The following is a 24,104-nucleotide window of genomic DNA, read 5'->3' as shown; positions in this document are numbered from 1 at the left end:
TCTTAAACCCATCCTCTATATCTTGATGCTTCAGCCATCATTCGAACTCCAACCATATAGGCCGCTAACCTCATGTTAACATTTCTGGACTCAGCAAGTTCATAGACTTGATTAAAAGATTCAATTAATACTTTATTTAACTTTTGTAATACCTCTACTTCTGACCAGTAATAACCCTGATTATTTTGCACCCATTCAAAATAAGAAACAGTTACACCACCAGCACTTGCCAACACATCAGGTACGAGTAATATACCTTTATCAGATAGTATCTTTGTTGCTTCCCAGGTAGTTGGACCATTAGCTGCTTCTACAACAATCTTAGCATTTATATCATTTGCATTTTCTACAGTAATTTGATTTGATATAGCTGCTGGGACTAAAATATCACATTCTAACTTTAAGAGCTCTTCATTTGAAATCGTTTCATTGAAAAGTGTTGTTACTGTACCAAAACTATCTCTTCTATCCAATAGATACTCTATATCTAATCCATTCTGATCATACAAGGCTCCATAAGCATCTGAAATACCAATCACTATAGCCCCTGCATCATTCATCATTTTCGCTAAAAAGCTACCTGCATTTCCAAAGCCTTGAATAACAACTTTTGCTCCTTTAAGCTCGATACCCTTTTTCTTTGCAGCTTCTTCGATACAGATGGTTACACCAAGTGCTGTTGCCTTTTCTCTACCATGAGATCCGCCCAATACTAAAGGTTTCCCTGTGATAAATCCTGGTGAATCATACTCACGTAAACGACTATATTCATCAACCATCCAAGCCATAATTTGTGAATTTGTATAAACATCAGGGGCTGGTATATCTTTGGTTGGTCCAACAATTTGACTAATAGCACGTACGTATCCCCTGCTAAGCCGCTCTAATTCCGTTTGAGACATATTTCTGGGGTCACAAACAATTCCACCTTTTCCACCTCCATACGGGAGACTGACAATTCCACATTTCAAGCTCATCCACATCGATAGGGCCTTTACCTCATCCTCGTCAACATGAGGATGAAAACGAATCCCACCCTTAGTCGGTCCTACAGCATCATTATGCTGTGCTCGATAGCCGGTAAAAATCTTTGTTGACCCATTATCCATTTTGACTGGAATTCTAACTGTCAACATTCTTAATGGTTCTTTTAATAATTCGTACATTTCTTCTGGATATCCTAAATGATTTAAGGCTTCTTTAATTACGACTTGCGTGGATGAAAATAAGTTTAAAACCTCATTTTTTTGAATAGTTGTATTCAATTGTCATCACCTCATATGGAATAAAAGCTTATAAAGTTTCTTAATAAGATATAATTGACGAGCTCTTAAAACACTTATGATAATACACGCTTAATACGATCAATCGCCCAATCTAGCTCCTCTTCATTTATAACTAATGGTGGGGCAAAACGAATAACAGTATCATGTGTTTCTTTACACAATAAACCATTTTCCTTTAACTTTTCACAATAACTACGTGCAGGCTCCGTTAACTCTACCCCAATAAACAAGCCTCTGCCTCTTATCTCTTTAATAATAGGATTGTTAATTTCTTTTAGGCGTTCCACAAAATAGTTTCCTAGCTTCAATGAACGATCAACTAGATTTTCTTCCTCTATCACATCAAGTGCAGCAATTGAAACAGCACATGCAAGAGGATTACCTCCAAATGTAGATCCGTGTGAGCCAGGGTTAAATACGCCTAAAACATCACGATTAGCTACCACACATGAAATTGGGAAAACTCCCCCACCTAGTGCTTTCCCTAAAATATACATATCAGGTACAACATCTTCCCAATCGCAAGCAAACATTTTTCCAGATCGCGCTAATCCAGCTTGAATTTCATCGGCTACAAACAAAACATTGTTATCTTTACATACTTGATATGCTTCTTTTAAAAACCCTTCTCTCGGAATATTAATTCCGGCTTCACCTTGAATTGGCTCGAAAAGAAATCCTGCTGTTTGCGGGGTAATCGCTGCTTTTAGAGCTTCTACATCACCATAAGGAATTAGTTTAATTCCTGGCAACATCGGCCCAAATCCTTTACGATACTCTTCTTCAGAGGATAAAGAAACAGCTGTCATCGTACGTCCATGAAAGTTACCTTCACAAGCAATAATCTCAGCTTGATTATCAGCAATCCCTTTCACCTGATATCCCCATCGTCTTATTGCTTTTATAGCTGTTTCCACAGCCTCAGCACCTGTATTCATTGGTAGTGCCATTTCCTTTTTAGTGATTCTTGCAATTCTCTCATACCATGGACCTAACTGATCATTATGAAAAGCACGGGATGTTAAGGTAACGCGGTCCGCTTGATCTTTTAATGCCTGAATAATCTTAGGATGTCTATGGCCTTGGTTAACGGCTGAATAAGCACTTAACATATCCAAATATTTGTTACCTTCAGGATCTTCCACCCATATTCCCTCTGCTTTTGATATAACAATTGGTAGAGGATTATAGTTTTTTGCACCAAATTGTTCTGTCTGAGTAATCACTTGTTCTGTTTTTGTTGTCATTGTATATTCCTCCTTGTAACTAATAAGTCATTTCTTATCTATCTATTATGCAATATCTATGCCAACATTAATTCCCCTAGTTTCATTGGTTACTCAGCATCCTATCGCAAATTTTTTTTACACCATCAACTCACCATAATTACTTTTGTGCAAATTATCATTGCACCCCCTCTTTTATATGATCTATTCTTATTCTAGGAGGGTGGAAAAAAATGAAAATAGAAAATTTAACGAATGCTGAAATGCAAGCCATTATTCAAACTTTGGTGAATATGATCGACATCGGAATACATGTAGTAAATAAAGATGGTAAAACAATTATATATAATAAAAAAATGGCTGATATTGAAGAGATGGATCCAAATAACGTACACGGCAAAAATATTCTTGAACTGTTTAAATTTAATAATGAGACTGAGAGCACTCTCATTTCAGCTCTACGAGGTAATGCTACAAAGAAGTCAAAACAAACGTATTTTACCCACAATGGTCAAGAAATTACGACAATTAATGATACCTGCCCTTTATATGATTCTACTCAGCAAATATGCGGAGCAATCGAAGTAGCCAAGGATATTACAAACCTTGAGCGAATTATTAGAGATAATATCCTTAAAAAGGGAGACACAAAATTCACGTTTGATCACATTATTGGAAAAAGTATAAAGATTGCAGAAGTTATTGAAGCTAGTAAACGAGCAACAAGAACTTCATCTTCAATCCTTATTGTCGGTGAAACCGGCACCGGAAAAGAGCTTTTTGCCCAAAGTATTCATAATGGGAGTAAGCGTTCCTCCTATCCATTTATTAGCCAAAATTGTGCTGCATTGCCTGAAAGTTTAATAGAAGGGATTCTCTTTGGCACAAAAAAAGGCGCGTTTACCGGATCAATTGAAAGACCAGGTTTATTCGAGCAAGCTGAGGGCGGAACGTTGCTTCTTGATGAAATCAACTCGTTAAATCCAACTCTTCAAGCAAAACTCCTTCGTGCTCTTCAAGAAAAAACCATCAGAAGAGTCGGAGATACAAAAGATAAGAAAATTGATGTTAGAGTTATAGCAACAATTAACGAAGACCCAATTGACGCTATTGCTAATGGTCATTTACGAAAGGATCTTTTTTATCGATTAAGCGTTGTTTCATTATTCATCCCTCCACTAAGGGAACGTAAGGATGATATTCAAACACTTGCACAGTCATTTTTGAAAAAATTTAATCATTTATTTGACATGAACGTAAAAAGCATCAGCAAACATGTATTAGCTTTGTTTGAAGTCTATGATTGGCCTGGAAATGTCCGCGAACTTGAACACATCATTGAAGGTGCAATGAATTTGATGGAGCCTGAAGAAGTAATCATTGACGTTCCACATTTACCAATTTCCTTTAGACAAAAAGGTACTGAACTAGTTGATCCAGCTGTATATGATGAAAATCAATTCTACGAAAAGGATAAAGAAGAATCAAAAGAACTCCTAACACTTGAAGACTATATGACAAATCGCGAAAAAGAATATCTTGAAAAAATATTAAAAGAGCACGACTATAATATCTCCCAAACCGCAAAGACGTTACAAATTAGTAGACAGAGTCTTCAATATCGTTTAAGAAAATTTAAACTTAAATAAAACTGATGAAGGGGATAATCCCCTTCGGTCTGTTATAATAATTTTTCACCAAAAAGTGAGCCCATTAAAGCTACCGCGACAGTAGCTGTTTTATTTTTTTCATCTAAGATTGGATTAACCTCTACAAATTCAGCAGAAGTTATTAATTTTGATTCTTCTAAAATTTCCATTGCTAAGTGACTTTCTCTATAACTAATTCCACCTAAAACTGGCGTTCCAACTCCTGGTGCCTCATCCGGATCAAGTCCATCTAAATCAAGCGATAAATGTACTCCATCTATGTTTCTAGCTTTTAAATAATCGATTGCTTCTTCCATTACCTTTGTCATACCTAAACGATCAATTTCATGCATTGTATAAACTCTAATCCCTTTTTCACGGATAAGTATTTTCTCTCCTTCATCTAAAGAACGGGCACCAATGATCACGATGTTTTCCGGCTTAATTTTCGGGGAATATCCAGCTATATTGGTTAAATCTGGATGACCTATACCTAAACTTACTGCTAAAGGCATTCCATGAATATTACCTGATGGAGAGGTGTCTCCTGTATTTAAATCTCCGTGTGCATCATACCAAATGACACCCAGGTTATCATAATGCTTAGCAATTCCAGCTAGTGTACCAATTGCAATGCTATGATCACCACCAAACACTAATGGAAATGATCCCTTTGCTACAACCTCATCAACTGATTCAGCAAGTTTTTCACTTGCTATCGTAACAGCCTTTAAATATTTGAGGTTATTTCCAAGAGTTGCTTCTTCATCTTTACCTGGTCTGCCAATCTCTATATCTCCTTTATCATGAATCTCATAATCTAGCTCTTCTAACCTTTCCACAACACCTGCATAACAAATAGCACTAGGACCCATATCTACTCCACGTCTTGATTGTCCTAAATCCATTGGTACCCCTATGATTGAAATATGATTTTTCATCCAAACCCCTCCTTTTTTTCCAATTGTATCTTATGGGTAATTCTTGACTCAACTTGACATCTTTATGTATAAATATGCACATATATACAAAAATAGATATATAAATATAACTATATTTAAATTAAAGTATCTAAAAATAAGCGTTTTCAATAATAAACTACAATTTCAATATAATAACACTCGAACAACTTTTCCGTTTTATTTTTAAATTATTTATAAAAAAAATTTTTAAAAGAACAATAATAGTGACTTTCATCACATTAATTCTTTCAATTTTTCATTAAAATTTAAATCCTAAATACATATATTTGGAGCGTGAATGACTTGGAAAATAAGGCTTTACTGCAAGTTGAGAAGCTAGCTCTAAAGAAACATAAGATCTTTCATAAAAGTCCGCTTCGATACCTATTACGTTCAATGCTTGCTAGCATGTTTATTGGTTTTGGAGTTATTGTTGCTTTCAAGGCAGGAAATTTCTTTTATATTGAGCATTCTCCCTTTGCTTACCCTATTGCAGCACTAACGTTTGGTGCTGCCATTATCTTAATCGCTTATGGTGGTGGTGATTTGTTTACTGGGAACACATTCTATTTCTCTTACACAGCTTTTCAAAAGAAAATGCGTTGGGCTGAAGTAATTAAGCTTTGGACCACAAGCTATATTGGAAACATTTTAGGAGCATGTTTTTTTGCATTTTTTATTTTTTCAACTGGATTATTTTCAGATAAAGAAACAACAGGTTTTTTATTGAGTGTCGCTGATAAAAAAGTTCATCTTCCTACCTATGAGTTATTTTTTCGAGGAATTCTGTGTAACTGGTTGGTTTGTTTGGCATTTTTTATCCCAATGAAACTTCAAGGAGATGGAGCTAAGCTATTTACGATGATGTTATTTGTGTTTTGCTTCTTCATTTCTGGATATGAACATAGTATTGCAAATATGTGCACGTTTGCTATTGCTTTTGTTTCTAATCCACCTGAAAGTTTTACGCTCGCTGGAGTTATTCATAATTTGATTCCTGTAACAATTGGAAATTTAATTGGTGGTGGAGTTTTAATGGGATGGATGTACTACTTTGTAAATAAACCTTTTATGGGTGAAGAAAATGAGGAATAAATGGATATCTAGCTCAGGTTTACAAGTGGACTAACCCTTATTTCTAAGATTTAACTTCGATTCTTGGGAGTTTACCTTCGATTTCTGGTGACTTATCCTCGATTCTGAGGAATTCACCTTCGATTTCACCTAACTTATCAACGATTCTACAATATACGACAAATAAAATGGAGACTAACAAATGTCAGCCTCCATTTCTTTTACTTTTTAAATAAACCAAACGGCTTCCCAATCGGTAAGACAACTTGGCCGAAATGTGTATTTAAAACAACAGCTGCAGATCCGTAAAAAGATAGCAAGGCGATGATTAATTCTGAAACGGCGGCAAGCATATGTGTTGCCTCAGGCATCACACCAAGCGTGCTTAAAGATAAGCCGATGAACAAGAAATCGATGAAAACAAAAATGAAAAATAATACCTTATGAGTTTCCATTGCACCTATTGTCATATAAACGCTAAAGATTAGGTAACCGATGAATGCGACACCTAACTGCTTTGGATCAGCATTTGCTGCTAGTTCTTCACCAAATGCTCCTAATTGAATTAACCAAGACATTCCAACACCGAACCAAAATAGACCAAAAGCTCCAAATGCAGTTGTCCCAAAGATGTTGTTATGTTTAGCATCTTGAACACATGCGAATAATTGAGCTAGTCCACCTAAGAAGAATGCCCATGGTAAAATAAATGAAACTCCATCTGTTAACCCTAACTTTTGTGAAGAAGCAACGAGCGTTACCATTGCCAGTCCAAATAAACCTAACGCTGAGGGATCTGCTGTTGTAATTTTAACTTGTTGTGTATTATTACTATTCATAACTTCCTCCTAAAAAAACATACTTAAATAAAATACAGAAGTTAGTATGCCATGTCAATCTGTTTTAAAGAAGTCGAATAATTGAAAAAACCAAGAAAAATGCACCTTCCCTTGGTATATTTGAACTGTAATCGCAACCAATTTTTTAAAAAAATTAGTAAAAAAGATGGAACAAAAAATGCCCCATCTTATCTCTGAAATTGAACACGATGAAGATTAGCAAAAATCCCGCCTTGTTCAATCAATTCATCATGTTTCCCTTGTTCCGCTATTCCGTCCTCAGTTACAACAACAATACGATCCGCGTTTCGAATTGTAGCAAGACGGTGAGCAATGACAAGAGTTGTTCTGTTTTTTGATAGCTCTGTTAGTGCTTTTTGAATGATAAGCTCTGTTTCGGTATCTAATGCTGACGTTGCTTCATCCAATATTAAGATAGGTGGATTTTTCAAGAACATTCTTGCAATGGCAATTCTTTGTTTTTGTCCACCTGATAACTTTAAGCCTCTTTCACCAATTTGAGTATCGTAGCCAAACGGTAGTGATTCGATGAAGCTTTCTAGATGTGCACGTTTTGCTGCTTCTTCAATGTCCGCTTGAGTAGCATTAAGTTTTCCATAAGCGATATTTTCTCTTAAGGTACCTGTAAACAAAAACACATCTTGTTGCACAATTCCAATCTGTGAACGCAGAGAATGCTTTGTCATATTCCGTATATCAATGCCATCAATTTTTATTTCTCCAGATTCTACATCATAAAATCGTGGAATTAATGAACAAATTGTGGTTTTCCCTGCTCCTGATGGACCAACAAATGCAACGGTTTCTCCAGTTGAAATGGATAGATTGATATTATTTAATACGCGTTTATGTTGATCATAACCAAAGGTGACCTCATTGAACGCTATATCCCCTCGTAATGATTTTACTTCAACTGCGTCATTTACATCCTTTACATCAGGGTCCATGTCAAGCAACTCTGTAAAACGTTTAAATCCAGCCATTCCTTTTGGATACAATTCCATTAAAGCACTGATTTTATCGATTGGTTTAAACAATACATTCACATACAAAACAAATCCAACAAGCTCACCATATGTTAATTGTCCTGTGTAACTTAACCATGCCCCTACTACGAGAACAGCTAATGTAACAAATCTTGTCATCATATAAATCCCTGATAAACTAAAGGACATTACTTTATATCCACCAAGGTTAGCTTTACGAAATTTTAAATTATTTACTGAAAAACGTTCATTTTCGAATTTTTCATTTGTAAAAGATTGCACAACTCGAACACCAGAAACACTATCCTCTACCCGTGAGTTTACATCAGCAATTTCACCGTACATTTTCTTCCAGGCATGATTCATCTTTAAATTACTTATAACCATAAGCCATCCTAAAAACGGGAAAATAAACAATGCAACTAACGCAAGCTTTACATTTACGGTGAACATAATCCAAAAGGCCCCTACAAAGGTCATAATGGAAATAAATAAATCTTCTGGTCCATGATGCGCAAGTTCGCCGATATCCATGAGGTCATTTGTAATTCGGCTCATAATATTTCCTGTTTTGGTATTGTCAAAAAACTTAAATGATTGCTTTTGCACATGTTGAAACAATTGTTTTCTCATATCTGTCTCAATATTAATTCCAAGCATATGTCCCCAATAGTTCACGATATATTGTAAGAATGTGCTAATAATATATAACAAAAGCAACGCTATACTAACAGAAACTATTGCAGACCAGTTTTCGCTAGGAAGCAATGAATCAATAAACCACTGAACCGCTAATGGAAATGCTAACTCCAAAAGAGCTACGATAATAGCGCTACTAAAATCAATAATAAATAATTTTTTATGAGGAATATAGTACGAATAAAACCGCCTTAGCATGAAACTTTACTTCCTTTCCATTTTCATATAAATACTATTATATTAGCATAGGCTGATAAATTGATAGAATCTTTTTAAAAATAGTTTTCTCGTATTGAATGCTTTTAGAGTATAGTTGAAACTCATAGGCTAAATACCATAAAAATCAGCCAATAATGTTGTTGAACAGATTAAACTAACGCTATAATGAGAAATAGCACATTTGAAAGGAGATAAAAAATTGGCAAAATTTATCGGTTATGTTGGTACATACACAAAAGGTGATAGTAAAGGAGTTTACAGCTTTACCTTAGATACAGATGCAGGAAAACTAAGTGATAGTAAAGCTGTCGCTGAATTGGACAACCCTACATATGTAAATCTAAGTAAAGACAACAAAAATCTTTATGCAGTAGTAAAAGAAGGAAACCAAGGCGGTGTAGCCTCTTTTGCAGTTGACAGTACAACAGGTGATCTTACAGCAATTAATCAACAGCTGCTTGACGGTGCTTCACCATGTCACGTAAGTGTAGACAGTCAAAACAAACAAGTTGTGACGGCTAACTACCACAAAGGAACAGTAGAATCCTTTTTAACGAATGAAGATGGCTCGATCAATTCTGTTGTTTCGGTTAATGAACATACTGGCCAGGGACCACATGAAAGGCAAGAAAAACCTCATACTCACTATTCAGGCTTCACTCCTGATGAAAAATATGTCGTTGCAGTTGATCTAGGAATTGATAAAATTATCACTTATAAAATTAACAATGGACAGCTGGAAGAAGCTCATACATTACTTGTGAAAGCTGGTAGTGGCCCAAGACATATAACATTCCATCCGAATGGAAAATATGCTTATGTGATGACAGAATTAAGTAATGAAGTGATCACATTAAGCTATACCTCTGACACAGGCGTGTTCACAGAGCTTCAATACAGCCCAGCCATTCCTGAAGATTTCACGGACAATAGTCAAGGCAGTGCGATACACATTTCATCTGACGGCCGTTTTGTTTATGCTGGCAACCGCGGGCATGATAGCATTGCTGTTTATAGTGTAAATCAAGAAAATGGTGAACTCTCATTTATAGAATTTACATCAACAGAAGGAAATTGGCCTCGTGATTTCGCGCTGGACCCTACTGAAAAATTCATTGTAGCATCTAACCAAGAAAGTAGTAACCTTGTATTATTTGCACGAGATACAGAATCAGGGAAACTTCGTTTGCTCGACTCACAAGTATCTGTTCCTGATCCGGTTTGTGTGAAGTTTTTGAATGTAAAATAAAGGATAAAGGATGAGCTTAGCATGTGCTCATCCTTTTTTATCCACTCAAAATAAGGGGAATAAGGGGCAAAATTGACATGTCATTTTCCAAAAAGAACGTTTTTCATTCATGAAGTACATTTTTATAGGGATGATTGACTGAAATGGTCTTCATCACCCTATTGAAGTACATCATTCAAACAATCCACACTCGTTATGGTCTTCATTACTTTGATGATGTACATCCCCTAAGCAATCCACACTCGTTATGATCTTCATGCCCCAACACTTCACTTATTCATCGTTTCTTGATCTACATTAAATTCAATTAAATTAAAATCAGGGTCCATACAAAAAATTTGCGCAAATCCACTTTTACTTTTTGGTTTTTCCAAAATTTGAACTCTTTGTTCTTTCAAGTGTTCAAGAGTTTCCTCATAATCTTTTACTCTAACAGCAAAGTGACCTTCTCTTGAGTTCAAATCATTGACTTTTCGTAGTGTTGAAGAACCTTCATCCACAATTAAATGTAGTTGCTGAGGCCCAATTTGATACCATGCACCTGGAAAGTCAAATTTCGGTCGCTCTATTTCTTTAAAGCCTAGAACTGATCCATAAAATTGTTTCGCTTTTTTTAAATCTGTTACAGAAAGACTAACATGATGAATACCTTCGGATCTTATCAACAAGATTCACTCCTTATTTCATTTTCTATATTTTTAAAAATTTAATTACCTACGGAATATAAATTGAATAACTTGATGAACTCTCTGTATCAGGTTTGACCCATAGTGACCGTAAATCCGGCATTCCATATCCTGAAACTTCAATACCTTTTAATGCCTTATGATAATTTTGTTCTTCAATTGTGTGATAGGTCTGAACAATATATGCTTCTTCTCTTAACCAATCTTCAATTTTCTGAAACCCGGCTGAACGCTTATTTAAATCATCTAAGGATATTAAACAATTAAGCTTTTCATCGATCTGTTGCTTTGTTTTAGAATCTAGTGCCATTCTAAGCACACTATTATCACTTGAATACATCATATAAAGACTAAGCTCCTCGTTTATCTCAAAGGTTTCACCCGTATAAATAACATCGTAAAGACCAAATACCTTTTTCTCATAAATTTCAGAGGCTTGAATGACCGACACCTCAATGTTAAGACCTATTTGCTGACAGTGAACTTTCAGCCATTCCATGTCTTCTTTTGCTTCTTTAAAATTAAATGTTGCCACTTTAAGCATTTGTCCCTCATAACCACTTAAAGACAGTAATTTTTTTGCTTGCTGTAGGTCGTTATGCAGATGATTAACGATTTGTTTACTTCTGTCTAACCTAAAACTATATGCAGGAAATTGCCTTGGATATCCGAGCTTCTCTACAAGATTCAAAGGGTCAATGATTTGTTGAAATGCCACCCGAAAATCTTTATTATGATGAAAACCATTTTTTTTCAAATTAAATACGAAAAAAAAGCTTCCAAGCTCTTGGTATGTAGCTGTTTCATGCTCAGCGGAATAAACTACTTCCTCTTTCTTATATGGTTGTTCTTTTAAATTCGGCATATGCCAAACTTCGATTGTATCTAGGAAAGGCCTCCCTTGAAAGTGTTGAGAAAATGCCTCTAGTACAAGAAGATGTTCTTCATTTTTTTCCACTTGATATGGCCCTGTTCCAATCGGTTTTAAAAGATCTATTTCTACGTCATGTGGAATGATAGATGAAAAGAAACTACTCATAACATCAAGGAACATATAATTTGGCTTCTTCAAAGTAACTTGTATTGTAATATCATCAATCATTGTTACGTTTTCCACACATTCAAACAGAGTGTGATAAGGAATTTCTTTATTCGTTCTTAGTCTCTCCAGTGTATATTGAACATCTTTCGCTTGAAGTACTCGACCGTGGTGAAACATTACACCTTTGCGTAAATAAAAGGTCCATTCTTTTCCATCATTCTCTTCCCAGGCTAGGGCAATTCCCGGAGTATACGATTTACTCTCTCGATCATAGCGAACAAGTGGATCAAAAATATGCTGAACGATATGAGCTTCATGAACAATTCCAACAAAAGCAGGATCTAACGTATGAATTTTCATACTCTGAGGAATTTTCAATGTATCTCGTCGACCTGTGGAATGGGTGATAGACTTTAATCCAAAATGACTGTGCATATTATGTAATAGTTTTTCTTTTATTAATTGTGGGAATTGAATACTCATAATATATGAGTATGCTTCTTCAAAATTTTTTTCAGTGAGCAATCTTTGCACATTATTTATAGCGGCTTCTTGCAATGAAAGATAAAAAAGTAAAGTTGATTTTCTTCCTCTTCCTTTTTGAGGCTTCCATTGAAGATAACCAAACTCCATCATTTTCTTCATCGAGATATTTGTATTTCGCATCGTACAAGAAAGATATTGCGATATTTCCCCTGTTGTTGTTTCAATGTTTTCTTCTTCCTTGTACCCTTGATAGGCTAATCGCAAATTAACATAATGTTCAATAAGATTCATAGTTCCTCCTAAAATACGAAATCATGTTAACACCGTTTACAGTTTTTCTTCTTGTTTTTTTCATTATAATAAAAAATGAAGAAAGAAGGTAGATAGCATGAAATTTCGTGACTTACATTCAACGATAAAACTCAGATTGATCACAGATTTTTTCACTGACATTACTCAAATGTCCATCCTCCCATTTATGGCCATTTATTTTAGTACTCATGTTGGAGCTGGAATGACTGGAATACTACTAATGATTAACATTTCTATTTCTATTGTCGTTGGTTTATATTCTGGTTTTCTTTCAGATCGTATCGGTCGCAAAAAAATGATGGTCATAGCACAAGTGATCCAAGTTATCGCACTATCCGTGATGGCATCCGTCAACTCACCATGGTTTACTTCCGTTTGGATTACCTATTTGATGTTTGTATTTAGTAACACGAGCTCTAGTTTAATTGGGCCTGCAGCAAATGCAATGATTATTGATATTAGCACTGAAAAAGAAAGGCCATTTATTTATGGTCTCGGTTATTGGACTGGAAACATTTCGATTGCATTAGGGGCAGCAATTGGTGGTCTACTTTTTGAAGATTATAAGTTCTTCCTTTTTCTTTTGTTTCTTATTGTTAGCGGCATCACTTTGCTTCTTATCATCTTCTTTATTGATGAGACATTAACTAAAACTACGGTAGATTCAAAAATAGTTCAAAAGGAATTAGGAATCATCAATCACTATATTGCCGTTATAAAAGATCGTGGCTTTATGTTATTTGTGCTAGCGACCATTTTCACAATGTCTTTGGAATTTCAGCTTGATAAATATGTAGCAGTAAGGTTAAAAAATGAATTTCACACTTACTTTTTCTCAATTGAAATAACAGGGATTAAGATGTTTGGACTTATTATGCTCATCAATACCATTACGATTGTTTGCACCACTTTATATTTATCAAAATGGTTAAGTAAATATAATTCGAAAGTGGTTTTAACCATCGGTCTCTCTATTTACGCCTGCAGCTTTAGTATACTTGCATTCAGTAATTCCTTCAGTTTACTTGTTTTATCAGCTCTTTTGTTTACTCTTGGCGAACTTATGTATTCACCTGTACGACAAACGATTTTAGCTGGAATTGTTCATGAACAAGCAAGAGCTTCATATATGGCAGTAGATAATCTTTCTTATAACGTGGCCATGTTATTGGGTAGCTTCGGATTAACGCTAGGAGCATTTATTCCATCTAAAGCAATGGCGATTGTATACTTTGGGCTGGGTATTATAGGGTTACTTTGCTATCGTTATTCAATTAGTATAAAGGAACGAAAATCGATAGAGCAAAATAAAAGTTTATATAATACGCATTAATTGAAAAGTTGATTCAGTTGAATCAACTTTTTTATGTATTACACATCTACCAAAATTCCTTCTTTAGTAAACAGAACTGCATGAACTTTTCTGTTTTGACCAAAATAACCAATGAGGAGGTTTTTACATGAATCATGCGACAATACTATTAATTAAATTTGTGACATGCATTATCGCCTTTGGAATTGGCCTTGATTTGTTTTTTGATGCCACAATCGTTGATATTGTTTCTTTTAGTTTATTCGTAACAATTGTTTCATACGCCGTTGGTGAATTAGTGATTTTGCCTCAGTTAGGTAAAAGAGCTGCTGCAATTGCTGATTTTTTACTTACGTATCTTAGTGTTTGGGTTTTCGGAAGCTTCCTTTTTGAAAGCTATCTACAAGTAGCATGGGGAAGTATCATTTCTGCTGTAATCATTACAGGTGCAGAAATCTTTGTTCATCTTTTTGTTGGAGAACGTCAAAACACCACATCCTTTTCTGCAAGCAGAAATCCTGTTTTGAATTCAAGATTAGCGTTTGGAACTGAGATGGCGGAAGATGAAAATCTAAAAGATGTTTCCAACTTATTAAAAAGGAAGGAAGAAAATAAATAGCTTCAAATCATGACGGTGGTGAAAAAGATCAGAATAAATATACTACGCCTCAAGCCCTAGTTAAAATAAAGCTAGGGTTCATTGTTGTGTTCCTTACTTTTCCTTATGATAGAGATAACAACAAATTGTACCGAAAGGAAAGGTTAACAGTATGAAAAAATTATTTTTGCTTTTGTTTTTTATCGGAGGTTTGTTCCTCATCATTCATTCAAACACTACTTGGTTTGTTTTTGGAGGAAATGGTTCTTCAGCAAAGGTTTCAAATAAAGTAGATAAAATTGAATTAGATATTACTGGAGCTAGCACGAAAATTATTCCTGAAAATACAGATCAAGTAAGGGCTGAGTTAGAAGGAAAAGGGAAAGTAGTGGTAACAGAGAATGGAGATACAATTACTGTAGAATCAAAATCTCAAAAATGGTTTCACATATTTTCTATGTTTAATAAGACTGAAATAACCGTATATATTCCAGAGGATTATCAGAAGGAACTTATTATTGATAGTGGCTCAGGTAATGTTTCTTTCAATGGTCAGTCAAAGATGAAATTGGATGCTTTAACAATCGACATGAGTTCGGGCAATGTGCAAATTAGTAAGTTAACAGCAAATGTTTTGGAGCTTGACGGATCATCAGGAAATGTTAACCTGTCATCTATCTCAACTGAATCTGGGATTTTTGATATGAGTTCGGGCAATCTTACCATTAAAGAACATACTGGGAAAGTAGAGGCTGATCTTTCCTCTGGGAAAATAAACCTAGAAATGAACAAACTGATTGATTCGATCGATGTTGAAATCAACTCTGGTTTAGCAACAATCCATCTTCCATCTGATGCAGACTTTACTCTTAATGGAAGTATTGGTAGTGGTCACATTTCTTCTGATTTTGATCTAAAAGATCTACAAAAAAATTCAGATGGAATGTACGGTGTATATGGTTCTGGTAAACACCAAGTCAACATTGATGTTTCAAGTGGAAAAGTAGAGATAAACTAAATATAAATAGAGGATAACGATTAGGATGATATCCTGTTAGTTATCCTCTTCTCATTAATAACGGGAATTCTTTTTTTCTTTCCTGTCTTTTCGTTCAAAGTGACATTCATTACATATTTGAAACTTAAATTTATAAGACAAATTTTTCCCACAAACTTTACATACTTTCTTTGTTATTTGAACACCCGACTTTAGCTGCTCATGAATTTTGTCACTAATTTCTTCTCGTAGTCTTTCCCAGTAATGAGCTTCAGTATTTCGACCTAACTTATATAAAAATAATAAATGTAGGCCAATTGATTTATAAGAGAGTTCAAGTTCTTCTAAACCTGAATCTTTTATTAAAGGATCTGGTAGGTCCTCTCCATCAACAATTGCTTCTAGCTTTTGTTTCCATTGAGCTCTAAGAGTTGGTTCATTCGTTGAAAAAGGTAAATGTAAAAAGCCATATAAATCAGCCATTGATAGTTTTGCTTCAATAATGGTGTCTTCAATCATTTCATACAATAGCTTTTCTTCTGCCAGGGAAGCTTTTTTTGTTCCCTTTGGGCTTTTAAATTGATCCCATAAATAGAAAAACAAACCAAGCTTTCGTGAATATTTTTGAAAGCGGTCAAGGACACCTGTTGTCGGGGCAATTGCGAAACCTTGTAGTGGTTCATCCTCTTGATCTAGAAGACGGGCCATTGATTTTGGGTTGTGTACAAATGCAACCTTCCCTATATTATAAATTCCCCTCCTGCCGGCACGACCGGCAATCTGTTTTACTTCTTGTGAGGTGAGCCACCTTCTTCTCGTACCGTCAAACTTATCATTTTCTAAAAAGACAATTCGCCGAATTGGTAAATTTAGTCCCATGCCAATAGCATCTGTGGCTACGATAACCGTCGTCTCACCATTAATAAACCTCTGCATTTGTTTTTTTCTTGTTTCAGGAGGCATGCTTCCATATATCATACTAACTTGACGACCTGTTCTTTGCAGCTCAGATGCTGTTTCAAGCACCCTCTTCCTCGAAAAGCAAACTAACGCATCTCCTCTTCTCGTTTGATTCAGGCGAAAAAGCTGTGGTTCAACTTCTAAAGGGATATCTCTAATATATTCATGTATTTCAATATCCGAGTCACCGAGAAGCTGTAAAATCATTGGTTTTGCATTAAAGCTGCAAATAATATGAACTTCTTTTGCATTTGCTTTTGTAATAGCTTTATACCAAGAAAACCCTCGATCTTTATCAGCAATCATCTGTGATTCATCAATCACCACCACATCATAAAAATTCTTCTCATAAAACATTTCAACAGTACAAGCTATGTGAGCAGCACCTTCAATTGTTTTTTCTTCTTCACCGGTTTTCAAAGAACATGGAACACCCTCGGCATTTAACTTTTCGTATATCTCAAGAGCAAGTAATCGAAGGGGAGCTAAGTATATTCCACTACTTGCGTCCTTCATACGTTGAATCGCCTGAAAGGTTTTCCCTGTATTTGTTTCTCCAACATGAAGAATATATTGGATATTTCGACCAGCTGGTGGATTATATTCTCTTCCAAAAATATCTTCAACCATTCTGGCTTCTTCTTCTTTTCTTCGTTTAATCTCTTCTAATTCTTGGGCAACCTTTCGTTCCCGTTCTAAAAGGTCTTGTTCAAATATTTTTTGATGTGCTTGAAGATCGAAAGGAGTATCAATAAGCTTTGTTAAATCTGTTACAAACTCTTCTAGTAAATCAGCGAAAAACTCTTCTGCAAGTTCCATAAATAAATCAAAGGCTATTTCCTTAAATAATGTATCTGGTACAGGCTCGTGAAAGACATGCTTATATTCATCAAAAAGGTTTGAAGATAATCGCTCTTTAATCCAATTTGGCCCAAAGTCAAACAAATAACCTGATATTAATCTTTCATACATTTCTGTCATGTCTTCTTCATATTGATGTCTGTTATAAGCTAGATGTGCTTCATCATATAAATATGTTGAAAATGTTAAACCTTCTGAAGCAATAACAACACCTTTTTGTTCAATTTCAATTGCGAGATGAGAACCAACTAAATAGCGAACATAAAGATATAACTCTTCATAGTGCTCATTAAGGAGTTCTTCTATATAAAATTCAAATTTTAAAATTAATTTTTTGGTAAGTTCCCGGTGCTCCTGCATTTTTCGGCGATCTTCGTACAATTCCTTTGCTTGCTCATATCTTTCGTTCCAATGATCACTATGATTCAAGAACTTTTCGTCTAACCAGTTTAGAACATGAAAAGGATCTACATCTCTTATTTCATTTCGAAACATTTGGTTTATTAGCTTTTTAGTTACTCCTTCTAAGTCAAATCCTCTTTCTATTAAAAATTCCTTTTTTTCATAGGTCGCTGCATGACTCGCTGTTGTATTTAACCATGAGTTTAACCAAATTTGATCAATATACTCTCCACGTTCTCTTACATATTGTTCGTATGAAGGTAATGTTTCCTTCTTTTCTAAATACTTATCTATATCCTCTAAAGCCTTGGTTTTAGTACGCTCTACTGCCTTTGTATAATAACTTGCTAATATGTCATTCATGATAAAACTCCTTCACCATGTAGGTTATCTTTAGTTTCTATATTTCATTATCAATTCATGTATGTATTGACTAATTAGTAATTGTTCTTATTATTGTAGATGAAAAATATGAAAAAGTGGTAGTATATTGACGGGGGAATTAGCTGGAGAAAAATTTCTTTTAGAACAAAGCAATAAAAAAAAGAGCTAATGGCAGCTCTTCTTAGTGAAGCATATCTTTTAATATCTGTACATGTTGTCGATCTTTATCCAATATCTTTTCAATAAGCTGCCGACTTTCCTGATCTAAATCTCCTCTAACTATTTCCTCTGACTTCCCAATTCCATAATAACTTTCACCTTTTTTAGCACTTTCAATAATACCTTCCGTTGTGTCTGGAATTTGGAATTGGCTGATAAATCCTTGAACAGACCCAACAATTCCCTCACTACTTACAGGTGTACCGCCAAGATTTTGAATTCTCTCAGCTACATGTAAGGCATGCTGTTTATGCTCCTGTTGCATCGTTTGAAATTGTTTTTTTATTAATCCATCATCTAGCTTTTCAATGAAATGTTCATAAGAACGAATCCCCATATATTGTCCTCTTAAAAATTCATTTAAAGTATCTATAACATTTTCCTCTTTCAATCACTTTTCTCTCCTTTCTTAATCGAATATGAAGTATGTAATGATTCAACTTGTTGATTTATTATGGTTTACTTTATTTCCTTTTTCTTTTAAAAGTTGAAAACCATACAGCAATAGTGCTTTAAATTGAAAAACGAAGAGCAATTGTAATCTAGTCATACGAACCAACGAACTAACACCTAATTTTTGAAACCAGTTTACTAGTCGATAAGAAAAGAATGAATCAACAAGCAAATTGATCAAAAGATATAAATAAAATTTTCCATAAGTGAATTTCATGATCCACAGAGAGCCTATAAAAAAGGGACCAAAAATGAGTGGAGTTTCACCCCTTATTTTAGGATGGATACTTTCATAGAACCACCACCATCTTCTTTTTTTTGCAATATAACTTTCAACCCATACAATAATTGAAATAAATATACCTGCAGGATAATACCGTTTAAATGATTTTTTATCGATAAATGGCAGAGAAAACCAGGGAAGAATCATCATTAAACACAATAAGGATCTTGTATATTTAAGCAATTATAGGTTCTCCTCCTTTTTTCAAATTTCATTTAAACACTACCTGATAAAATCTGTCTTTTAATAATAAGTTTTTGCAAGGACAGGATAAATATACGAACTATTTTCATAGAAAAAGCCCACTATAAAAAGTGGGCTAGTGGGCTTTTGAAATTATTAAATATTTTTTAAAGCTAAATGCTCCTTAGACTCAAGTTCTTCGATCATCTTAAGCCATGCTTCAGGCTTGTTAGGTAGTACAGTATAATACCTCTTCAGGAATTTTACAACTAAATCAGATTGAATGGTTGTGGTGTTTTCTCCCATTGGTAAGAAGCAAAGATCAAGACCTGTTACAGCCTCTCCATCATTATTCCATGAGGGATGAACATAAGGAAAATCAATTCGTTTATAACCAAGGTGAGCTAACACTTCTCGACGTACGTATGGATCCATCGGTTTTACACCGCCAAATTCATAATCTTCAACACGATATGGATCATAAATTTCCGCGAACATACCTGATAGCTTCTGTTGATATTCATTAGCTAGTTGCTGCAAATCCTGAGATCGTTTGTTTGCTAAGAAAGGGCCCACTCCAAGGCCAGCCTGACCAATAATCGTAAAATCAGTCATTGCCACATTATAGTCTTCATAATATCGATACTCTGTTGCTCCTACAACTTTGCCTTCGTGAACAGCAACAAATACACGAATACCAGGATCTTCTAAAGGCTCTTTCCAAAGATTGAATTCCAACACTTCTTCGGGCGGGAAAACCTCCTTCATGAGTTGATGCATTTGTGCAAATTGTGGGTCTTCAATATTTGTTATACGGTTATACTCCATTAATAATTCTCCTTTAATGATTATTCAACATGAAACGGATTCTTCCATTCCATAAGAGTGCTATAATGGCATGATTCTTCATCTTCTAAGTAGTTTGATACAACTCCAATAGGTGTTCTGCTGCACCGTAACAAAAACGTTAAAACAGGATCTTTAATTGTTCCTTTTACAACAGCTGCTACATATTGCTCAGGTGACATATCGTCAGACTTTTTATGATAGCCGGGCATACGTCCACCACCAAGCAATCGTTCTAACCCTAAATGAATAACCACTTCATACATTGACAGCATCAACCATTTTCCTAGACCTAATTTTCTATATTTAGGCCTTACACCTATATCGACAACATATAAGGTGTTGCCTTCTGGGCTATGATTACGGATGTACCCGTTATCTGTTATTTCTCCCCATGTATGGTTAGGATGATCCGGATTAAAATCTACAATTAATGCAGTCATTGATCCTGCCATCTCCCCCTCAATCTCAATACATAAAGCACCTTGTTGAAATAATTCAATGTGGTTTTCCAATTGCTCTTCATTCCACCAAAGCTCTGATGGAAAAGGAGGAGGAAAACTTTCTTGCTGAATTAGGATTAAATTTTTGAAATCTTTTTTTTCATAGTTACGAATTACAGCTTTAATTGGTTTATCTTGGTCGAAAACATAAAATTCTTTTCGATACATAGAAACCTCCTGTTTAATACGTTATTTTTTCTGGTTCCCAATCAGGATAAAGATCCGTACGACGATCTCTCCATGTAGTAACAGAGCCTGTGAGGCGTACTTTATACAGAAGCTCTAAATTCAAATCTGCTGTTACAATCATATCTTGATTAATTTCACCTTCAACCATAATTCCTTTTGGCGGGAAAGGAACATCATTCGGAGTAATAACAGCCGCTTGCCCGAAGTTTCCTCTCATAAAATCAACTGTTTGAAGAGATCCAACTGTACCAGTAGTGACAACGTATACTTGATTTTCAATTGCTCTAGCATGGCTTGTGTAACGAACACGATGGAAACCATGACGATCATCTGTACAAGAAGGACAAAAGATTACATCTGCCCCCTTTGCCTTTGCCATTCGAACAATTTCAGGAAACTCAATATCATAACAAGTTAGCATGGCTATTGTCCCTTTTTCTGTTACAAATACTTGCAGACTATCACCTGCACTCATATTCCACTCTTCTACTTCGGTAGGTGTAATATGCAGCTTTGCTTGTTCAGCTACTCGACCATCTGGATAAAAAAGATGTGCCACATTATATAACTTACCTTCTTTTTCTATGACATGAGTTCCACCAATAATATGCATTCCTGTACTCATGGCAAGTTCAATAAATAGGGATCTATATTTTTCAGTAAAATCGGGTAAACGATAAATAGGTAATGCATTACCTTGTTCATCCCCAATGGATAATAATTGTGTGGTAAAAAACTCAGGAAACAAAATAAAATCTGAACCAAATTCTTCAGCTGTTTTAACATAGTGTTTGACTTGACTTGCAAACTCCTCAAACGAATGAATCGTGTGAAGGTGATATTGTACTGCAGATACTCTTAAGTTCATTTCTTAAACCTCTTTTCAATCAATCTATGAATTCATAAAACGCACTCATGGATGATACTATCCACATTATTAAATAACAAGCAATATTTTACAAGTACATACTTTACTTTCACTAAGTGTGTAAATGTATACTAATGTATTTTACAAAGCATAATAAAAAACCACAAACAAAAAATATGTGGTTTTTAAAAATTCTTTAAGTTACTAGTCTAAACATATTATTTCTGATAAAATTTACTCATATAATGATTTAACCTTTCGTAGATCTTCTATTAAATCATTCATTTCCTTTCCTGTTAAGTGTACCGGTAATTGATCGTATAATGTTACAAATTGCCCACCATCATCATCTTTATGCTTTGTTAGATATTCATAGAGCATTGATATTTGCCTTTCTTTTAGAGTAGATTCTGTATGAAAACGCTTTACAGTATGTATTGAAAATTCATTCATGGAAAAATCAAACTCTCCAGAAATAATTGTACCTTCTATTTTCATCTTTACACCACCTTATTTTCACTATTATTTATTTTATCCTTTATATTTCTCAATTATTTCGGAAATATTTTATTTATCACATCATTATGATTATCCTTAGAAAGGACTATTTATTATGGAAAAATTCTTTTCAAAAGTTGAAAAATGGCAAGAAATGCATACCCTTCTTCGAGTGGCATATACAAAAACGAAAATAGGGAGAACCTCATTTTCTGGTCGTGTTATTCATTTATCACCAGATAGAACTCAACTTTTATTTTATAATGTTGATACAAAATCTGTATGCAGTCTTGAATTGAATGAAATTGATGATCTTATACCTTACGAAAATAGCTAATAAGTTCCCTTCATCATCCTCTCTAAAACAAGAATCTTCTTGTCAAAATATAAGAATGATCGTCGAAACCCTTATCATTCTTTTTGAAATTGGCTACAATAAATTTTGCAATCAAAAATATTCAAGGAGTTTCAAAAAATGCAAAAAAAGACAACCCTTCAATTAATCTCAAACTTAACACTTTATAAAGCATATAAGGATGCTATCAAGTTAAAGGCATCAGATGAATTTATTCATTTATTACTGAACGAAATCGAATCCCGTCCAATGCCTCTACCAATCTCAACAAAAAAATATTAATCCCTTTCATATCACCTAAAAATCAACTCCCTCTGCGAAAAATGCAGAAATAAATTCAGAAAATTCTTTATCTTAATATAAGAAATATGAATTTATATGAAGCATTACAAGATATGATCCCTACTAATATAACCAACAATAGAGTTGTATTTGTTTACATAGGAACAGACCGTTCAACAGGTGATTCGTTAGGTCCATTAGTAGATTCATTCCTAAAAAAGAAGGGTTACAGAAATGTAATTGGTACAATTAACAACCTCGTACATGCTACAAATCTAAATGAGAGGCTTAGTGATGTTCCTTCAAATAAGAAAGTAATTGTAATTGATTAAATGTTAGGGAAAATTGAATCATCGGCAAGTTTTATGTATTTGATGGAGGACTAAAACCTGTGCAGGGGTTGGTAAAAAGAGTTAGATACTGTTGGCGATTATAACATAACAGGTGTCGTCAATGTAGGAGGATTTTTATCACAATGAAAAAGTGGATCAAATCGAATTTATGTTTGCTACTTCTATAGAAATTAAATAATAACGAGGTAAAACCATGTTGTCGGAAAGAAGAAAATGATGTGATGAATATCTCTCTAGGAGTTAAATAAAAAATAAAAAAAGACCAGGATTAGATCACTAGTCTCTTTTTTGACGCGCCTTAGAGGATTCGAACCTCTGACCGACGGCTTAGAAGGCCGTTGCTCTATCCTGCTGAGCTAAAGGCGCAATTTATAAAGATAAAATGGCTCCGCAGGTAGGACTCGAACCTACGACCGATCGGTTAACAGCCGATTGCTCTACCACTGAGCTACTGCGGAACAAAATGAAATATGCATGATTTAAAGTGGAGCTAAATGAACTCGAACCATCGACCTCACGCTTATCAGGCATGCGCTCTAAGCAGCTGAGCTATAACCCATAAGTTTCTTTTTGGAGCGGGTGAAGGGAATCGAACCCTCATCATCAGCTTGGAAGGCTGAGGTTTTACCACTAAACTACACCCGCATATTGAAATGAATTGGAGGCACCACCCGGATTTGAACCGGGGATAGAGGTTTTGCAGACCTCGGCCTTACCACTTGGCTATGATGCCTTAAAATAAATGGCTGGGCTAGCTGGATTCGAACCAACGCATGTCGCAGTCAAAGTGCGATGCCTTACCGCTTGGCTATAGCCCATTGA

Annotated in this window: 24 protein-coding genes and 6 tRNA genes; 9 read left to right on the top strand and 21 right to left on the bottom strand. The window is 34.9% G+C overall.

What is annotated here, in order from left to right; genetic code table 11:
- Window positions 1–2: 2 nt before the first annotated feature.
- Complete coding sequence (locus tag COD11_RS03280; RefSeq protein WP_176550962.1) at window positions 3–1,265, bottom strand: Glu/Leu/Phe/Val family dehydrogenase; 1,263 nt, start codon at window positions 1,263–1,265, stop codon at window positions 3–5.
- Between the two features lie 74 nt (window positions 1,266–1,339).
- The gene (locus COD11_RS03275; RefSeq protein WP_098795328.1) at window positions 1,340–2,533 is read right to left on the bottom strand and encodes an ornithine--oxo-acid transaminase; all 1,194 of its coding nucleotides are present in this window, start codon (window positions 2,531–2,533) and stop codon (window positions 1,340–1,342) included.
- 212 nt (window positions 2,534–2,745) lie between these two features.
- Here COD11_RS03275 and COD11_RS03270 point away from each other — a divergent pair, with 212 nt between their 5' ends.
- Entirely contained in the window at window positions 2,746–4,161 is a 1,416-nt protein-coding gene (locus COD11_RS03270; protein WP_098795327.1) for a sigma-54 interaction domain-containing protein, read from the top strand.
- 32 nt (window positions 4,162–4,193) lie between these two features.
- Here the strand turns inward: COD11_RS03270 and rocF are convergent, their stop codons facing one another.
- Window positions 4,194–5,102 carry an arginase gene (gene rocF, locus COD11_RS03265; protein WP_098795326.1) on the bottom strand — a complete coding sequence of 303 codons (909 nt, stop codon included), beginning with the start codon at window positions 5,100–5,102 and terminating at the stop codon, window positions 4,194–4,196.
- A gap of 324 nt (window positions 5,103–5,426) precedes the next feature.
- On the opposite strand from rocF, the gene COD11_RS03260 reads away from it, so the two are divergent.
- Window positions 5,427–6,218: a formate/nitrite transporter family protein gene (locus COD11_RS03260; protein ID WP_098795325.1), complete on the top strand. Its 792-nt coding sequence runs from the start codon at window positions 5,427–5,429 to the stop codon at window positions 6,216–6,218.
- 43 nt (window positions 6,219–6,261) lie between these two features.
- Here the strand turns inward: COD11_RS03260 and COD11_RS26650 are convergent, their stop codons facing one another.
- The 3 genes from COD11_RS26650 to COD11_RS03250 all read right to left on the bottom strand — a co-directional run bounded on the left by COD11_RS26650 (window position 6,262) and on the right by COD11_RS03250 (window position 8,940).
- On the bottom strand, window positions 6,262–6,399 hold the full coding sequence (locus tag COD11_RS26650) for a hypothetical protein (protein WP_176550961.1): 138 nt from the start codon (window positions 6,397–6,399) through the stop codon (window positions 6,262–6,264).
- A 19-nt stretch (window positions 6,400–6,418) separates the two neighbouring features.
- Window positions 6,419–7,036: an acetate uptake transporter gene (locus COD11_RS03255; RefSeq protein ID WP_098795324.1), complete on the bottom strand. Its 618-nt coding sequence runs from the start codon at window positions 7,034–7,036 to the stop codon at window positions 6,419–6,421.
- A 188-nt stretch (window positions 7,037–7,224) separates the two neighbouring features.
- A complete protein-coding gene (locus tag COD11_RS03250; protein ID WP_098795323.1) occupies window positions 7,225–8,940 on the bottom strand; it encodes an ABC transporter ATP-binding protein in 1,716 nt (571 codons plus the stop codon).
- A 220-nt stretch (window positions 8,941–9,160) separates the two neighbouring features.
- On the opposite strand from COD11_RS03250, the gene COD11_RS03245 reads away from it, so the two are divergent.
- Window positions 9,161–10,210, top strand: a complete 1,050-nt coding sequence (locus COD11_RS03245; protein WP_176550960.1) for a lactonase family protein — start codon at window positions 9,161–9,163, stop codon at window positions 10,208–10,210.
- Window positions 10,211–10,479: 269 nt separating this feature from the next.
- On the opposite strand, the gene COD11_RS03240 is transcribed toward COD11_RS03245, so the two are convergent.
- Complete coding sequence (locus COD11_RS03240) at window positions 10,480–10,875, bottom strand: VOC family protein (protein WP_098795321.1); 396 nt, start codon at window positions 10,873–10,875, stop codon at window positions 10,480–10,482.
- Window positions 10,876–10,924: 49 nt separating this feature from the next.
- Entirely contained in the window at window positions 10,925–12,715 is a 1,791-nt protein-coding gene (locus tag COD11_RS03235) for an ABC transporter substrate-binding protein (protein ID WP_098795320.1), read from the bottom strand.
- 97 nt (window positions 12,716–12,812) lie between these two features.
- Here COD11_RS03235 and COD11_RS03230 point away from each other — a divergent pair, with 97 nt between their 5' ends.
- The 3 genes from COD11_RS03230 (at window position 12,813) to liaG (ending at window position 15,664) form a co-directional block, all read left to right on the top strand.
- Window positions 12,813–14,069, top strand: coding sequence for an MDR family MFS transporter (locus COD11_RS03230; protein WP_098795319.1), 1,257 nt, complete (start codon window positions 12,813–12,815; stop codon window positions 14,067–14,069).
- Between the two features lie 127 nt (window positions 14,070–14,196).
- Window positions 14,197–14,667, top strand: a complete 471-nt coding sequence (locus COD11_RS03225) for a YndM family protein (RefSeq protein ID WP_098795318.1) — start codon at window positions 14,197–14,199, stop codon at window positions 14,665–14,667.
- 151 nt (window positions 14,668–14,818) lie between these two features.
- Window positions 14,819–15,664, top strand: a complete 846-nt coding sequence (gene liaG, locus COD11_RS03220; protein WP_098795317.1) for a LiaG family protein — start codon at window positions 14,819–14,821, stop codon at window positions 15,662–15,664.
- A gap of 54 nt (window positions 15,665–15,718) precedes the next feature.
- On the opposite strand, the gene COD11_RS03215 is transcribed toward liaG, so the two are convergent.
- The 7 genes from COD11_RS03215 to COD11_RS03185 form a co-directional block, all read right to left on the bottom strand.
- On the bottom strand, window positions 15,719–18,229 hold the full coding sequence (locus COD11_RS03215) for a DEAD/DEAH box helicase (RefSeq protein ID WP_098795316.1): 2,511 nt from the start codon (window positions 18,227–18,229) through the stop codon (window positions 15,719–15,721).
- A 202-nt stretch (window positions 18,230–18,431) separates the two neighbouring features.
- Complete coding sequence (locus COD11_RS03210; protein ID WP_098795315.1) at window positions 18,432–18,860, bottom strand: ferritin-like domain-containing protein; 429 nt, start codon at window positions 18,858–18,860, stop codon at window positions 18,432–18,434.
- Window positions 18,861–18,905: 45 nt separating this feature from the next.
- Window positions 18,906–19,388, bottom strand: a complete 483-nt coding sequence (locus tag COD11_RS03205; RefSeq protein WP_098795314.1) for a hypothetical protein — start codon at window positions 19,386–19,388, stop codon at window positions 18,906–18,908.
- A gap of 156 nt (window positions 19,389–19,544) precedes the next feature.
- Window positions 19,545–20,216 (bottom strand): GNAT family acetyltransferase, encoded by a 672-nt coding sequence (locus tag COD11_RS03200; protein WP_098795313.1) that lies wholly within the window; start codon window positions 20,214–20,216, stop codon window positions 19,545–19,547.
- Between the two features lie 20 nt (window positions 20,217–20,236).
- Complete coding sequence (locus tag COD11_RS03195) at window positions 20,237–20,905, bottom strand: GNAT family N-acetyltransferase (RefSeq protein ID WP_098795312.1); 669 nt, start codon at window positions 20,903–20,905, stop codon at window positions 20,237–20,239.
- 13 nt (window positions 20,906–20,918) lie between these two features.
- Window positions 20,919–21,794 carry a carbon-nitrogen hydrolase family protein gene (locus tag COD11_RS03190; protein WP_098795311.1) on the bottom strand — a complete coding sequence of 292 codons (876 nt, stop codon included), beginning with the start codon at window positions 21,792–21,794 and terminating at the stop codon, window positions 20,919–20,921.
- A 234-nt stretch (window positions 21,795–22,028) separates the two neighbouring features.
- Window positions 22,029–22,292 carry a 2OG-Fe(II) oxygenase gene (locus COD11_RS03185; RefSeq protein WP_098795310.1) on the bottom strand — a complete coding sequence of 88 codons (264 nt, stop codon included), beginning with the start codon at window positions 22,290–22,292 and terminating at the stop codon, window positions 22,029–22,031.
- A gap of 115 nt (window positions 22,293–22,407) precedes the next feature.
- Between COD11_RS03185 and COD11_RS03180 the strand changes: the two genes are divergently transcribed.
- The 3 genes from COD11_RS03180 to COD11_RS03170 all read left to right on the top strand — a co-directional run bounded on the left by COD11_RS03180 (window position 22,408) and on the right by COD11_RS03170 (window position 23,261).
- Window positions 22,408–22,629, top strand: coding sequence for a hypothetical protein (locus tag COD11_RS03180; protein WP_098795309.1), 222 nt, complete (start codon window positions 22,408–22,410; stop codon window positions 22,627–22,629).
- A gap of 138 nt (window positions 22,630–22,767) precedes the next feature.
- A complete protein-coding gene (gene sda, locus COD11_RS03175) occupies window positions 22,768–22,929 on the top strand; it encodes a sporulation histidine kinase inhibitor Sda (protein WP_098795308.1) in 162 nt (53 codons plus the stop codon).
- An 86-nt stretch (window positions 22,930–23,015) separates the two neighbouring features.
- Window positions 23,016–23,261 (top strand): DUF1256 domain-containing protein, encoded by a 246-nt coding sequence (locus COD11_RS03170; protein WP_098795307.1) that lies wholly within the window; start codon window positions 23,016–23,018, stop codon window positions 23,259–23,261.
- A 313-nt stretch (window positions 23,262–23,574) separates the two neighbouring features.
- Here the strand turns inward: COD11_RS03170 and COD11_RS03165 are convergent.
- From COD11_RS03165 to COD11_RS03140, 6 genes are all read right to left on the bottom strand, one after another.
- A tRNA-Arg gene (locus tag COD11_RS03165) sits at window positions 23,575–23,648 on the bottom strand.
- Between the two features lie 17 nt (window positions 23,649–23,665).
- A tRNA-Asn gene (locus COD11_RS03160) sits at window positions 23,666–23,740 on the bottom strand.
- A gap of 27 nt (window positions 23,741–23,767) precedes the next feature.
- Window positions 23,768–23,840 (bottom strand) — tRNA-Ile (locus COD11_RS03155).
- A gap of 13 nt (window positions 23,841–23,853) precedes the next feature.
- Window positions 23,854–23,927: transfer RNA gene (locus COD11_RS03150), tRNA-Gly, on the bottom strand.
- A gap of 14 nt (window positions 23,928–23,941) precedes the next feature.
- Window positions 23,942–24,015, bottom strand: a tRNA-Cys gene (locus tag COD11_RS03145).
- A gap of 10 nt (window positions 24,016–24,025) precedes the next feature.
- A tRNA-Gln gene (locus tag COD11_RS03140) sits at window positions 24,026–24,100 on the bottom strand.
- Between the last annotated feature and the right edge of the window lie 4 nt (window positions 24,101–24,104).

Source organism: Bacillus sp. AFS040349 (assembly GCF_002577655.1).
In the GTDB taxonomy this organism is placed as follows: Bacteria; Bacillota; Bacilli; order Bacillales; family Bacillaceae; genus Metabacillus.
The sequence above is the reverse complement of the archived record's forward strand: the minus strand, read 5'-3'. Positions and strand labels throughout refer to the sequence as shown.